Here is a 13,872-nt window from a genome sequence, read left to right as displayed (position 1 = left end):
ACCTTAACGTTCGCCGCGGCCGGTCACAGCTCCACGGGGCCCTCGACCGTCCAACCCGGGGTGTGCACCTCGGCGTGCAGCTCGCCGCGGCGGGCCTCCCGGCCGCAGGTGCGGCAGACCCAGGCCGGGTCGAAGGGGTGCGGCTCGTGCCCCTCGGGTTCGTGCGCGAAGGTCACCGGGGAGTCCGGCACCAGCCAGCGGTCGCCCCACGTGCGCAGCGCGTGTGCGAGCGGGGCGAGGTCCCGGCCGGCCTCGGTGAGGTGGTACTCGTAGCGGAGCGGCCGCTCGCTGTACGCGCGGCGCTCGACCACCCCGGCCTCCTCCAGGGCCCGCAGCCGCGCGGTCAGCCGGTCGCGCGGGGCGCCGGTGTTGCGGGCGATCCGGTCGAAGCGGTGGTTGCCGTAGAACAGCTCTCGCACCGCCAGCAGCGCCCACTTCTCGCCCACCACCTGCAGCGCGGCCGCCATCGAGCACGGTCGGCCGGGAACGGCGGCGGGGGTGCGGGCGGGCGGGGTGTCGGAGGTCACGGTGCCAGCGTGCCACACCGGGTTGGCTTCTCAAACCGCGTCACTCGGCCCCGCCCGAGGACGGCGAACGGCCCCGCCGGAAGAACCGGCGGGGCCGTGGGGTCGGGCTCGGATCAGCGGATCACCAGTCGTCGCCACCGCCACCGAAGTCGCCGCCACCGCTCCAGTCGCTGCCGCTGAAGTCCGCGGCGTTGAAGTCGGCCCCGGTGTAGTCGCCGCCCTCGTACTGGTCCTGGTAGCCGTGGTGGCTCTCCATCATCGGCGCCGCGGCGTAGGCCGGCTCGCTCATCATCGAGCCGAGCGCGGTGCCGACCAGCAGGCCCGGCAGCAGGCCGCCGCCGAAGCCGCTGTAGTACCCGCCCGCGTACGGCGCGTAGGCCGGGCCGGCGTTCCAGTACGGCTGCGGGCCGTACTCGGTGTCGACGGTGCGGACCGCCGGGTCGAGACCGGCCGCGACCCGGTCGGCGTCGGCCTGGCAGACCGGGACGGAGCGGGCGGCGCCGCCGGCCGGGGCCCAGTCGACGTCCTTGACGGACGGGCCGTGCCGCGGGTCCATGAAGCACGGGGGACGACGCTCGGGCAGCGGACGCTTCTCCCGCCGGGCGGCCAGGGTGGCCAGCTGGAACCGGCCGTCCTCGATCGCCTCGGTGACCTGCTTGACGTCCTCGGGCTTCTTGGCCTCGTCCATCAGCCGCTTGGACTTCTCGTACGAGTCCAGCGCGCTGCTGTAGTCGGCGCGCTGGGCGTCGTCGGCGTCCGCCGCACGCGGGTTGAAGTCGAGCCGCTCCAGCTCGGTGCCGAAGGCGGTGATGTCCTCGTCGACGACGCGGCGCAGCTGCTCCAGCTCGGCACGGGCCTTCTCCTCCTTGCGCTTCTTGGCGCGGCGGAAGAGGAAGAAGACGCCGGCGCCGGCCAGTGCCACCAGCACCACCGGGATGATCACCCAGGCGATCGAGGTGCTGTGGTTGACCCCGGTGCCCTTGGTCTGCGGGGCGGCCTGGTCGACGAAGTCGTTCAGGGTGGCGTTGATGTCACCCTTGTCGGCGCGGGCGACGGCGCCCCCGATCCGGTCCGCGACGCCGGCGCCCATCGCGCCGCGGTCGGAGCGGGCCATGAAGCCGCCGGTGCCCCGCCAGACGCCGTAGACGCCGTCGATGCCCACCAGGGTGCGCAGGTCCGTCAGGACGGTGTCCTTGTTGGCGGCGTCGGGGACGACCGCGATGAAGATCGGCTTGTCGGCCTTCTCGATCTTCTTGGTCAGGGCGTCCGCCTGGGCCTGGCTGAAGCGGTCCAGCATCTGCGGAGCGACGTAGACCTGCCCCTTCTTCAGGCTGGCCGCGGCGTCACTCAGCCCGCCGGCGGCCGAGGCCGCCGGCGCGAACAAGAGCAGCAGCCCGAGCAGCGCCGCCACCAGGGCAAGCGGCCCGGTGCCCCGGGAACGTCGTGCAAGGGTTCTCATGCCCCCGACGCTACCGTGACCGGCGGCAGAGCACGGCATACCCTTCGCATACTGGTTATGACGAAATTCCCCGCCGTCCGCCGGGGCGCTTCCCCTTCTCGCGGATGACATGTCCCCCAGTCACCCCTGAGAGGGGTGGGGCGTGGGAACCGCACGAAGCGCCCGGACGTCCGTCCCGGCAGGCCCGGGGCGGTCGCGGGGGCGGTCCGCGAAGGCCCGAGGGGGCGTGCCGACCGTACCGCGCGAGCGGGCATAGTGGTCCCGGACCGCTGGTCCCATGACCTGTTCTTGAACCAACTCCCGATCGGAGCGCTCGGTGATCATCGGCCTCGTCACGGCCGTGGCGGCATCCGCCTGCTACGGCACCGGCTCGGTCCTGCAGGCCGTCGGATCCCGCCGTTCCGCCCGGGAGGAGGAGGCCAACGGCGCCACCACCGCGACCACCGAGCACGGCGGACCGAGCCTGTCCTCCACCGCGAAGGCCGCCGTCACCTGGGAGTTCATCACCGGCACGGTGCTCGACCTGATCGGCTTCGGGCTGGGCGCGCTGGCCGCGCGGCTGCTGCCGCTGTTCCTCTCCCAGACCATCATCAGCGCCAACCTGGTGATCACCGCGGTGCTGAGCATCAAGCTGCTGGGCCTCCGGCTCAAGCAGCTTGAGTGGGTCTCGATCGGCGTGCTCTGTTCGGCGCTGGTGCTGCTGGCCGTCTCGGCCGGCCCGGAGGGCGGCCACCACGCGGAGATGTCCTTCCACTGGTGGCTGCTGATCATCACCACCGTGCTGCTGGTCGGCGGCGGCCTGCTGGTGCGCCGGATGGGCTCCAAGGGCGCGATCGTCGCCGGTCTGCTCTCCGGCCTCGGCTTCGGCGCCCTGGGCATCGGCGTGCGCATCCTCAACGGCCTCGACCCGTTCGACCTCGGCCGGCTGCTCTCCGACCCGGCGCTGTACGCGATCCTGATCGGCGGCCTCGGCGGCATGTACGTGCACACCGTGGCGCTGCAGATCGGCTCGGTGAACGGCGCGACGGCCGCGCTGGTGGTCGGCGAGACGGTGCTGCCCGGCGCGGTCGGCGTGCTCTGGCTCGGCGACTCCTCCAAGGCCGGCCTGGGCTGGCTCGGCGTGATCGGCTTCCTGCTCGCGGTGGTCTCCGCGGTCGGCGTCGCCTACTTCGGCCAGGACACCCACGGCGCCCCGGCCGAAGAGTCCGCCGACCAGCCGGAACTCGCCAAGCGGTAGCGGCTCAGTCCCCGCTGCGGGTCCGCGGCACGCGCTGGCAGCGGGGGCAGAAGTAGCTCGAGCGGTTCATCCAGGCGGCCCGCCGGATCGGGGTGCCGCAGCGGCGGCAGGGCTCCTGCTCGCGGCCGTAGGCGTCGAGGTCCCGGGAGAAGTAGCCGCTCTCGCCGTTCACGTTGACGTACAGGCTGTCGAAGCTGGTGCCGCCGACGGCGAGCGCCGCGGTCATCACGTCCCGGGCGTTGGCCAGCAGCAGGGCGGCCTGCGGGCGGGTGAGCGTCGCGGTCGGGCGGTCGTAGTGCAGCTTGGAGCGCCACAGCGCCTCGTCGGCGTAGATGTTGCCGACACCGCTGATCAGGGTCTGGTCCAGCAGCGCCCGCTTGACCGTGGTGCGCTTGGCCCGCAGCGCGGCCGTGAAGGCCTCGTCGTCGAAGCGCCGGTCGAGCGGGTCCCGGGCGATGTGCGCGATGGAGAGCGGTGTGCCCTCCGGGTCGCCCTCCTCGGCCTCCTCGACCGCCAGGCCGCCGAAGGTCCGCTGGTCGACGAAGCGCAGCTCGCGCCCGCCGTCGGTGAAGCGCAGCCGGACCCGCAGATGGGTCTCGTCCGGCGTGGACGGGTCCTGGACGAGCAGCTGGCCGCTCATCCCGAGGTGGCCGATCAGTGAGAAACCCGCCCCCGTGCCGGTCAGCGGCAGCCAGAGGTACTTGCCGCGCCGCTGGGCGGTGCCGAGGGTGGTGCCGGTCAGCCGCGCCGTGAAGTCGGCCGCGCCGGCCGGCTGGCGGCGCACCGCGCGCGGGTGCAGCACCTGGACGTCGGCGACGGTCCGCCCGGCGACCCAGTTCGCCAGACCACGGCGGACGACCTCGACCTCGGGAAGTTCGGGCACGGGAACAGGCCTCCTGCGGAGAAGGGATCGGCAGGAGTGAAGGCTACTTCCACGTCACGTGCCGGCGGGCAGCCGGTCGGCGTACTTCTCCTTGATCGCGCGCCAGGCGCTCTCGGCGGCCTTCTGCTCGGCTTCCTTCTTCGAGCGGCCGACGCCGCTGCCGAAGTCCTCGCCGGCCACCCGGGCCGCCGCGGTGAAGGTCTTCTCGTGGTCCGGGCCGGACTCCATGACCACGTACTCGGGCACCCCGATGCCCACCGAGGCGGTGAGCTCCTGGAGGCTGGTCTTCCAGTCCAGGCCGGCTCCCAGCTGAGAGGACTCCTCGATCAGCGGGTCGAACAGCCGGTGGACGAACTCGGTGGCCGCCTCCAGACCGCGGTCCAGGTAGACGGCTCCGATCACGGCCTCGACGGTGTCGGCGAGGATCGACGACTTGTCGCGGCCGCCGGTGCCCTCCTCGCCCTTGCCGAGCCGGATGAACGCGCCGAGGTCCAGACCCCGGCCGACGTCCGCGAGCGCGCGGGAGTTGACCACCGCGGCGCGCAGCTTGGCGAGCGTGCCCTCCGGGACGTCCGGGTGGACGCGGTAGAGGGTGTCGGTCACCACCAGGCCCAGCACCGAGTCGCCGAGGAACTCCAGGCGCTCGTTGGTGGGCAGACCCCCGTTCTCGTACGCGTACGAGCGGTGGGTCAGGGCACGTACCAGAAGGGCGCGCTCAAGCGTGTACCCGAGGCGCCCTTCCAGGACGTCGTATTCGGTCGAAGCCGGCCCGCCGGCCTTGCCGCTGCCCGAAGAACCCTTCGAGGCAGAGGACGCCTTGCGGGTGGAGTTACCGTCCGACATCGATCCGTACACCCCGCCGATCAGACCGAGAGGACCTGGCGACGGTTGTACGTGCCGCAGCTCGGGCACGCGATGTGGCCCAGCTTCGGCTCGTGGCAGCGGTCGCACGCCACGAGGGCCGGAACGACGGCCTTCCAGTTGGACCGGCGGTGGCGCGTGTTGCTGCGCGACATCTTCCGCTTCGGAACAGCCACGGCTACTTCTCCTGGTTCTCGGCGAGACCCTCACGGGTGTCGCTGTTCTTGATTCCGTCACCCTCGTCGCCGGGGGCGGCGGAGAGTCCCTGCAGAGCCGCCCACCGGGGGTCGGCGGCGTCGTGGTGGTGCGTCGGGTCGTCGCTCAGGCGCGCTCCGCACTCGGAGCACAGGCCCAGGCAGTCTTCCTGGCACACCGGCTGCAGCGGCAGTGCGAGCACCACCGCGTCACGCAGCACCGGCTGGAGGTCGAAGAAGTCGCCCTCCAGGCGGTAAGTCTCTTCTTCCGAGTCCTCGTCGAGGTCCTCGGTCCCGGTGGTCCGGGCGCGGTGGCGCTCGTCGGACTCCGGGTAGTAGTACAGCTCCTGGAAGTCCACGTCGATGTCGAAGTCGACGGGCTCCAGGCACCGGACGCACTCGCCCTCGACGTGGGCGTCGGCGGTGCCGGTGACCAGCACGCCCTCGACCACGGACTCCAGGCGGAGCTCCAGCTCGATCGGGCTCTTCTCCGGGACGCCGACCACGTCGATGATCCCGAAGCCCTCGGGGGCCTCCAGGGTCCGGCTCACCTTGCGCATGGCGCCCGGACGACGGCCCAGCTCGTGCGTGTCGAACACGAGGGGGTCGCGGTGGTCGAGGCGGTTCAAGGTGTCCTGACTTCCATAGGAATCAACGCTGCGTCCCCATACAAGTCGACGTTGCGAGGGCAAGCCGACGGCCGGACATGGGGATGCCGGAGTGGTCAGACTACCGGAGTCTCCCGCCAGGCCCAACTTCGGTCCCGTCAGGAGACTCCCGGCAGCCCCACCGGGGCCGGCTCAGCGGCCGCCGAGCTCCCGCAGTCGGGTCATGTCGATCATGCTGGTATCGAAGAAGCTGGTCTCGTCCAGGCTCTGCTGCTGGTGCGGCACGGCCGGGGGCAGGGCGGGCTGCTGCGGGTAGTTGTAGCCGTCGTACGGCTGGGCCGCGTAGCCGTCCTGCTGCTGTGGATAGCCGTAGCCGGCGCCCTGCTGCTGGTCCGGGTAGCCCTGCTGCTGCGGGTAGCCGCCCTGCTGCTGGTGGCCCCACTGGGTGTTGTACGGGTCGCCCTGGTGGCCGGCCGGGTCGAAGCCGCCGCCGTACACCTCGGCGTACTGTCCGCCCTGCTGCTGGGCGGCCGCGTACTGGTCGGTGCCGGGGGCCTGCCAGTCGGCCGCGGCCGGGGTCTGCTCGGGCCAGGCCTGCTGCTGCGGGACGTCCTCGCGGTACCAGGCGATGTCGTCGCCGTCGGCGTCCCCGGCGAAGCCGGCGGCCACCGCCTCGGCCCGCTCCTTGGCCTGCTGCGCCTCGTCGGCGGCGGCCAGGTAGGCGCCCAGCTCGTCGATCGGCCGCTTGCCGAGCAGCTTGTCGCGCCCCTTGCCGACCGCTTCCAGGGTGGCGCCGAGCACGTTCTCCAGCGTGGCGAGCTTCACATCGACGTACTCGTCGACCTCGGGGCTCGGGCTGATCCGCTGCGGCTTGAACTCCTCGCCGTCGGCCTCGCCGTCGTGCTCGGTCTCGAAGACGCCGGAGTCGCCGCGCAGCTTGGTCCGGCCGCGGCCGACCGCGCCGAGCGTCTTGGTCAGCACGACCTCGAAGTTGGCGAGCTTGCTGTCCACGTAGTCGTCGGCCTCGGCCCGCTTGGTCTCGACGTCGGAACGGGCCTCGGCGAGGATCCGGTCCGCCTCGGCCTGGGCCCGGCGGACCACCTCGGTGTCCGAGATCAGCGAGCCGCGCTCGGCGTGCGCGCCCTGGATGATCCGGTCCGCCTCGGCCTGGGCGTCGGCCACCACCTGCTCGTGGTCGGCCATCACCGACTGCGCCTGGGCGAGTTCGGCCGGCAGGGCCGCCTTGAGGTCGTTGAGCAGGCCGATCAGCTCGGCCCGGTTCACCACGCAGGAGGCCGACATCGGCATCGAGCGGGCGTTCTCGACCGCCGCCACGATCTCGTCGACCTTGTTCTGCACGTCCACGGGGCTTCGTCTTTCCGTGTGCCGCCGACGGTCCGGCGGAGGCAGGCCCGGCGCGGTGCACCTCACCGCAGGGCAGGAATACAGACTGTACGGCCCTCGCGCGGCGAGCTCACAACGCCCGAACCGAACCGGTCTCCGAGGAAACGGACATGACGTGACGAACCGGCAGGAACCGGCAGATGGTCGAACGCTGCTCGACTACTGCTCGGCCTTGCGCTCCGCGATCCGCTCGACCAGCCGGCGGTGCACCGTCTCCGGCAGCAGGTGCGAGACGTCGCCGCCGTACGAGGCGACCTCCTTGACCAGCGTCGAGGAGAGGAAGCTGTACGTCGGCGAGGTCGGCAGGAACAGCGTCTCCACGCCGGTCAGGCCGTGGTTCATGTGCGCCATCTGCAGTTCGTAGTCGAAGTCGCTGACCGCGCGCAGGCCCTTGATGATCGCCGGGATGCCGCGCTCCCGGCAGTAGTCCACCAGCAGGCCCTGGTGCGACTCGACCACCACGTTCCCGAAGTCCGCGGCGACCTCCTCGATCAGGCCGATCCGCTCCTCGATGCTGAACATGCCCTGCTTGTTCGGGTTCACCAGGACCGCGACATGCACCACGTCGTACAGCTTCGAGGCGCGCTCGATGATGTCGAGGTGGCCGTTGTGGATCGGGTCGAACGAACCGGGACAGACGGCTCGACGCATGGCATGTGCTCCCTCGTGGGGTGACGGCTGCTGCGGGCCGCGGCCCGCTACTCGTGATCGCTGGCCTCGGCGGCGGCGCGACCGTACCAGAGCGTGCCCTCGCCGTAGCGGCGCGAGCGCAGCACCTCGAAGCCCTCGGGCCAGCCGAACTCGCCGCCACGGGTGCTGCGCTCCACGGTGACGAGTGCGTCGTCCGCGAGCCAGCCTCCAGCCAACAGTGTGATCAGCATCTCGCGCAGTTCCTCGTCCGTCACGGCGTACGGCGGATCGAGGAACACCAGGTCATAGGGGGTCTGCGGAGGCGGTCCAACGATCACCTTCTCCGCCTTGGCGGCCCGTACCTCGGCGCCCGGCAGGCCGATCGTGCGGACGTTCTCCCGGATCACCCGGGCCGCCTGACCGTCCGCCTCGACCAGCAGGACGTGCTCGGCGCCGCGCGACAGCGCCTCCAGGCCGACCGCGCCCGATCCGCCGAACAGGTCCAGCATCCGGGCCCCGTGCAGGGGACCACGCAGCGCCTCCAGGGTGGAGAACATCGCCTCGCGGGCCTTGTCGGAGGTCGGGCGGGTGCCCCGGCCGGGCGGTACGGCCAGCCGGCGGCCGCCGGCCGACCCGGCGATCACGCGGGTCATGGTGGTGGAAGGTCCTTTCGTCGCTGCCCGACCACGCTATCCCGACCATCGCTCCCCGCTCACGCCGACTGCCCCACCCCGAACCGAAGGCGCGCGCCGACGGGTGACAGCTGCGGCCCGGCGGGGCGCCCCGCCGGGCCGCGGTCGCTCACTCGGGTGGTCAGCCGACCTCGGAGCCCGCCGACTGGGCCGGGACCGCCGCGCCGAGCAGGGCCGGCGAGGCGTAGCGGGACCAGGACAGGCAGCCGTCGGGCGGGCAGAACTCGGGGCGGCGCGGGTCGTGCCCGAGCTCGCGCAGCTTGGTCCGGACGGAGTCGGGCGTACGGCCGAAGCGGGCGGCGATCCGGGCGACGGTCTCACCGTCGTGGAAGCGCCGGACCAGCTCCTCCTCGTGCTGCGGCACCCAGGGGGCGCCGTGGCCGGGGTACAGCTCGCGCAGCACGTCGCGGTCGGGGATGGGCTCGGAGACGTCGGCGACGATCGCCAGCGCCCGCAGCGCGCGGTTGAGCGCGATCCGCAGCGAGGCGACGTCCTCGACCGGCAGGCGGAGCTTGCCCGAGGCGAGCGGCGCGGCGGCCGCCCCCTCGCGCCAGCCGGTCAGGGTGAGGGTGACCTCGCGGTCGTCGTCGCTGGCGAGTTCGATCCGGAAGACCTTGTCGCCCAGCGGGAGCTCGTTGAGATGACGGAATGCCATGGCAGGACCCCCAAATGTCGTGCCAGGTACGCACCTTGAGGGTGCGCCCTGAACACCTTCATTCTCTCCCGGGGGTCTGACAATCCGGCCTGCCCGAGGGCCCGCTCAGCCCTTCTCCATGTAGGCCGCGCGGTCCTCGTCGAGCAGGCTCTCGAGCGCGGTGCGCAGCTCCGGGTGGGCGGTGAGGTCCGGGTCCTCGGCGACCAGCCGGGTGGCCTCGGTCCGGGCGGTGAGGATGACCTCCTCGTCCTCCAGCACCGAGAGCACCTTGAGCGAGGACTTCACCCCGGACTGCGCCTGGCCCAGCACATCGCCCTCGCGGCGCTGTTCGAGGTCGATCCGGGACAGCTCGAAACCGTCCAGGGTGCCGGCCACCGCGTCCAGCCGGGCCCGGGCGGCGCTGCCCCCGGGCATGTCGCTGACCAGCAGGCACAGGCCCGCCGCGCTGCCGCGGCCGACCCGACCGCGCAGCTGGTGGAGCTGGGACACGCCGAAGCGGTCGGCGTCCATGATGACCATCGCGGTGGAGTTGGGGACGTTGACGCCGACCTCGATGACCGTGGTGGCGACCAGCACGTCCGCCTCCCCGGCGGCGAACCGGCGCATCACCTCGTCCTTGGCCTCCGGGGCGAGCCGGCCGTGCAGGATCTCCACCCGAAGGCCGCTCAGCGGGCCCTTGGCGAGCTTCTCCGCCGTCTCCACCACCGAGAGCGGGGGCCGCCGTTCGTCGCTCGCGGCGCCGAGGTCGGCGATGTCCTCGAAGTCCTCCTCGGCCGCCTTGCGCTTCTTCTTCGGATCGGCCTTCGAAGTCGCCGCGGGCTCCTCGTCCCCGATCCGGGGGCAGACCACGTACGCCTGGTGGCCCTTGGCGACCTCCTCGCGGACCCGTTCCCAGGCCCGGGTGAGGAAGTTGGGCTTCTCCAGCGCCGGGACGACATGGGTGGAGATCGGCGAGCGGCCGGCCGGGAGCTGGTCCAGGACGGAGGTCTCGAGATCGCCGAAGACGGTCATCGCGACGGTGCGCGGGATCGGGGTGGCGGTCATCACCAGCAGGTGCGGCGGCTGGTCGCCCTTGGCGCGCAGCGCGTCCCGCTGCTCGACGCCGAAGCGGTGCTGCTCGTCCACCACGACCAGGCCGAGGTCCTGGAACTGGACCTTGTCCTCGATCAGCGCATGGGTGCCGATGGCGATCCCGGCATCCCCGCAGGCCATGTCGAGCAGCGCCTGCCGACGGGCGGGGACACCCATCGAGCCGGTCAGCAGCACCACCTGGGTGCCGAGGTCGGAGCCGCCGAGCATGCCGCCCTCGGCGAGGTCGCCCATCATCTCGACGATCGAGCGGTGGTGCTGCTGGGCCAGCACCTCGGTGGGCGCGAGCAGGACGGCCTGGCCGCCCGCGTCCACCACGGCGAGCATGGCGCGCAGCGCCACCAAGGTCTTCCCGGAGCCGACCTCGCCCTGGAGCAGGCGGTGCATCGGGTGCTCGGTCGCCAGGTCGGCGGCGATCTCGGCGGACACCTTCCGCTGGCCCTCGGTGAGGGTGAACGGCAGTCGGGCGTCGAAGGCGTCCAGCAGGCCGCCCTCGCGGGCCTTGCGCGGCTTGGCGGGCAGTGCGGAGTCGGCGGCGCGGCGCTGGGCGAGGGCGACCTGGAGGACGAAGGCCTCGTCCCAGCGCAGCCGGCTCTGGGCGCGCTCGCGGTCGGCCTGGCTGCGCGGGCGGTGGATCAGCTCCAGCGCCTCGGGCAGCGGGATCAGGTCGTGCCGCTCGCGCAGTTCGGCGGGCAGCGGTTCGCCGACGTCGCCGAGGTGCTTGGTGAGCGCGGTCTCGATGCAGATCGAGAGCTTCCAGCTGGGCATCTGCGCGCTGGCGCCGTAGACCGGGATGAGCCGGCCGGCGAACTGCCGGGCGGCGTCGGACCCGGCGTCCTCGTCGAGCAGTTGGTAGTCGGGTGAGACCAGCTGGCGGGTGCGGTTGAAGACGCCGACCTTGCCCGCGAACAGGCCCTGGGCGCCGGCCTTGAGCTCCTTCTGCCGCCAGCCCTGGTTGAAGAAGACCAGCGAGAGCCGGCTGCGGCCGTCGGTGACCACGACCTCCAGGCGGTCGCCCTTGCGGCCGCGGAACGGGATCAGGGTGACCTTCTCGATCCGGGCCAACACGGTGACGTGCTCGTCGATCTCCAGCTCGTCCAGGCTGGTGAGCTGGCCGCGCTCGACGTAGCGGCGCGGATAGTGGTGCAGCAGGTCCCCGACCGTGCGCAGTTTGAGGCTGTCGGCGAGCACCTTCGCGGTGCGGTCGCCGACGAGCTTGGTCAGTGGTTCATCGAGAGCGCCCATCAGGCCCCTGTTTACACCACGGGACCGACGAACCGGGCCCTACTCGACCCCGATGAGCAAGGGCGTGGACTCCTGCCCGCCGTGGAAGACCACCGAGTCCACCTCCGGCCGCCGGTGGCGCACGTGCGCGACCAGCCGGTCGGCGAGGCCGTCGTCGGCGCCCTCGCCGAGGATCAGGGTGACGAGTTCACCGCCCGCGCCGAGCATCCGGTCCAGCACGCTCTCGCCGACCTCGGCCAGCCCGCCGCCGATCACCGCGACGTCGCCGTCGATCAGTCCGAGCACGTCCCCGGCCTGGCAGACCCCGGCCATGGTCCAGGACTCCCCCTCGGCGACGGCCAGTTCGGCGTACCGGGTGGCCCCGGCGGCAGAGGTCATGGCGACCACGTCCTCGTCGAAGCGGCGGCCGCCCTCGTGCACCGCGAGCGCCGCGAGCCCCTGCACCGGCGAGCGGGTGGGCAGGACGGCGATCCGCACGCCCTCCTCGCGCAGCTGGTCGGCGGCGGCCCCGGCGGCGGCGCGCAGTTCGGGGTCGTTGAGCAGCAGCACCACCTCGCGGGCGGCCGAGCGGCGCACCGCGTCGGCGAGTTCGGCGCTGGCCGGGCGGCGGTCCGGGTCGGCGTGCAGGGCGACGGCGCCGGCCTGCTCGCACAGTTCGGCCAGGCCCTCACCGGAGACCACGGAGAGCACCGCGCGGGCCTGCTCCTCGCGCTCGCCGGGCTCGGCGGCGGTGCCGGAGCGGGCGGCGGCCTCGGCGAAGTGGGTGATCCGGATCTGGTGCGGGCGCCCGGCCTCGACCCCGGCCTCCACGGCGGCGCCCGCGTCGTCCACGTGGACGTGGACGTTCCACAGGCCGTCGCCGCCGCCGATCACCACCGAATCGCCGAGCGCGCCGAGCCGCTCGCGCAGTGCGGGCAGCGACCGGTCCGGTGCGTCCAGCAGGTAGATGACCTCGAAGGCGGGGTGCCCGGGGCCGGGCGGGCGGACGTGCACCTCGCAGCTCTCGACGGCCCGGATGTCCCCGCGCAGCGCGACCGGCCCCATCGGCTGTTGCCCCGCGACGGCGTCGGCCAGGGCGCCGAGGACGGCCACCAGGCCGCGCCCGCCGGCGTCCACCACCCCGTTCTCGGCCAGCACGGCGAGCTGCTCGGGTGTGTGCCGCAGCGCGTCCCGGGCGGCCCGGTAGGCGGTGTCGGCGACCTGCCCGAGCCCGTCCCCGGCCCGTACGGCCTCCCGGGCGGCGACCCGGGCGACGGTCAGCAGGGTGCCCTCGACGGGCTCCGCGACGGCCTGGTAGGCGGAGTCGGCGGCCCGCTGCAGGGCGGCCCGCAGCTGTTCGGCGCCGCCGCCCTCGGCGAGCGTCTCGGCGGTGCCGCGCAGCCACTGGGCGAGGATCACCCCGGAGTTGCCGCGGGCGCCGACCAGGGCGCCGCGGGCCATCGCCCGGACCGCGTCGGCCAGCCCGGGGGCCGGGTCGGCGGCGGGGTCGGCGAAGCGGCTCTCCACCTCGGCGGCGGCGGACTCGACGGTCAGGTAGAGATTGGTGCCGGTGTCGCCGTCCGGGACCGGATAGACGTTGAGCGCGTCGATCTCCTCGCGGGCCTGGCCGAGCGCGCGCAGGGCGAGCTGGCACCAGGTGCGCACGGCCGGGGCGTCGAGCGTGTGCAGCACCAGGTCTCCTCCGGATGGGACGCCGATATGGCCTGACGGGCAGCGGCACTCTCAGGGCAGCGGCAAGGGGTGATACCGGCAGGTTATCGGGGGCCGGGCGGAGCCGCCCGGACCGGCGGCCGGCCGGAGCGATCACTCGGCCGCTCATGGTAGTTTCGTGGGACGGAAGCAAGCGTTGTATGCTCTTCCGGTTGCCTGGAACCGTCCAGGCTCACCCCCTTGTCCGGTCTGGTTCACGTGAGTGCTCCGGTGGGTGAGTGGGGTTTTCGAAAGTATCTGATCTGAAGTCTTGGAGTGACTCCTGTGGCTGCCAACTGCGACGTCTGCGGCAAGGGGCCGGGCTTCGGCAACAGCATCTCCCACTCTCACCGCCGTACCCCCCGTCGTTGGAACCCCAACATCCAGACGGTGCGCGCTGTGATTGGGCGGACGCCGAAGCGGCTCAACGTCTGCACCTCGTGCATCAAGGCCGGTAAGGTCTCGCGCTGACGCGCAGACCGGCATGCCGGTCCTCCAGTGAGTCGGTTCATCCCCGGATGGACCGGCTTCGCTGTTTTCGGGACCGGTCACGCTTTCCGGACGTAACCGTGGTGGGGGGGGGCCCGTGGGGGCCGCCCCCCACAGGTGTCCGGCGGGCGGCGAGCGCCCGCGCCCCGCGGGGGCGGCCGGCCCCCTCCCCGCGCCCCCCGCGCAGCCCGCGGCGCTCGCGCCGGGGGT

Annotated in this window: 14 protein-coding genes; 2 read left to right on the top strand and 12 right to left on the bottom strand. The window is 72.7% G+C overall.

What is annotated here, in order from left to right:
• Window positions 1-23: 23 nt before the first annotated feature.
• Both ACH4E7_RS32440 and ACH4E7_RS32435 read right to left on the bottom strand, forming a co-directional pair.
• Entirely contained in the window at window positions 24-527 is a 504-nt protein-coding gene (locus ACH4E7_RS32440) for a winged helix-turn-helix transcriptional regulator (protein ID WP_396252730.1), read from the bottom strand.
• Between the two features lie 121 nt (window positions 528-648).
• Window positions 649-1,986, bottom strand: coding sequence for a hypothetical protein (locus tag ACH4E7_RS32435; RefSeq protein ID WP_396252729.1), 1,338 nt, complete (start codon window positions 1,984-1,986; stop codon window positions 649-651).
• Between the two features lie 316 nt (window positions 1,987-2,302).
• Between ACH4E7_RS32435 and ACH4E7_RS32430 the strand changes: the two genes are divergently transcribed.
• Window positions 2,303-3,223, top strand: a complete 921-nt coding sequence (locus ACH4E7_RS32430; RefSeq protein WP_396252728.1) for a hypothetical protein — start codon at window positions 2,303-2,305, stop codon at window positions 3,221-3,223.
• 4 nt (window positions 3,224-3,227) lie between these two features.
• On the opposite strand, the gene mutM is transcribed toward ACH4E7_RS32430, so the two are convergent.
• The 10 genes from mutM to ACH4E7_RS32380 form a co-directional block, all read right to left on the bottom strand.
• On the bottom strand, window positions 3,228-4,106 hold the full coding sequence (gene mutM, locus ACH4E7_RS32425; protein ID WP_396252727.1) for a bifunctional DNA-formamidopyrimidine glycosylase/DNA-(apurinic or apyrimidinic site) lyase: 879 nt from the start codon (window positions 4,104-4,106) through the stop codon (window positions 3,228-3,230).
• A 54-nt stretch (window positions 4,107-4,160) separates the two neighbouring features.
• Entirely contained in the window at window positions 4,161-4,949 is a 789-nt protein-coding gene (gene rnc, locus ACH4E7_RS32420) for a ribonuclease III (RefSeq protein WP_396252726.1), read from the bottom strand.
• A 20-nt stretch (window positions 4,950-4,969) separates the two neighbouring features.
• Window positions 4,970-5,143 carry a 50S ribosomal protein L32 gene (rpmF, locus tag ACH4E7_RS32415; protein WP_030056747.1) on the bottom strand — a complete coding sequence of 58 codons (174 nt, stop codon included), beginning with the start codon at window positions 5,141-5,143 and terminating at the stop codon, window positions 4,970-4,972.
• Window positions 5,144-5,145: 2 nt separating this feature from the next.
• Complete coding sequence (locus tag ACH4E7_RS32410) at window positions 5,146-5,790, bottom strand: YceD family protein (RefSeq protein WP_396252725.1); 645 nt, start codon at window positions 5,788-5,790, stop codon at window positions 5,146-5,148.
• A 171-nt stretch (window positions 5,791-5,961) separates the two neighbouring features.
• Complete coding sequence (locus ACH4E7_RS32405; protein ID WP_396252724.1) at window positions 5,962-7,134, bottom strand: cell division initiation protein; 1,173 nt, start codon at window positions 7,132-7,134, stop codon at window positions 5,962-5,964.
• Window positions 7,135-7,332: 198 nt separating this feature from the next.
• Window positions 7,333-7,824, bottom strand: coding sequence for a pantetheine-phosphate adenylyltransferase (coaD, locus tag ACH4E7_RS32400; RefSeq protein WP_396252723.1), 492 nt, complete (start codon window positions 7,822-7,824; stop codon window positions 7,333-7,335).
• 47 nt (window positions 7,825-7,871) lie between these two features.
• Window positions 7,872-8,456, bottom strand: coding sequence for a 16S rRNA (guanine(966)-N(2))-methyltransferase RsmD (gene rsmD / locus ACH4E7_RS32395; protein ID WP_396252722.1), 585 nt, complete (start codon window positions 8,454-8,456; stop codon window positions 7,872-7,874).
• A 160-nt stretch (window positions 8,457-8,616) separates the two neighbouring features.
• Entirely contained in the window at window positions 8,617-9,150 is a 534-nt protein-coding gene (locus tag ACH4E7_RS32390) for a hypothetical protein (protein ID WP_396252721.1), read from the bottom strand.
• Between the two features lie 105 nt (window positions 9,151-9,255).
• Window positions 9,256-11,484, bottom strand: coding sequence for an ATP-dependent DNA helicase RecG (gene recG / locus ACH4E7_RS32385; RefSeq protein WP_396252720.1), 2,229 nt, complete (start codon window positions 11,482-11,484; stop codon window positions 9,256-9,258).
• A gap of 39 nt (window positions 11,485-11,523) precedes the next feature.
• Window positions 11,524-13,155: a DAK2 domain-containing protein gene (locus ACH4E7_RS32380; RefSeq protein WP_396252719.1), complete on the bottom strand. Its 1,632-nt coding sequence runs from the start codon at window positions 13,153-13,155 to the stop codon at window positions 11,524-11,526.
• 303 nt (window positions 13,156-13,458) lie between these two features.
• On the opposite strand from ACH4E7_RS32380, the gene rpmB reads away from it, so the two are divergent.
• Window positions 13,459-13,644, top strand: a complete 186-nt coding sequence (gene rpmB / locus ACH4E7_RS32375) for a 50S ribosomal protein L28 (RefSeq protein ID WP_014138233.1) — start codon at window positions 13,459-13,461, stop codon at window positions 13,642-13,644.
• The last annotated feature ends 228 nt before the right edge of the window (window positions 13,645-13,872 follow it).

The organism is Kitasatospora sp. NPDC018058, assembly GCF_044327205.1.
In the GTDB taxonomy this organism is placed as follows: Bacteria; Actinomycetota; Actinomycetes; order Streptomycetales; family Streptomycetaceae; genus Kitasatospora.
Note: the sequence above shows the minus strand (reverse complement) of the source record. Positions and strands in the feature narration are given on the sequence as shown.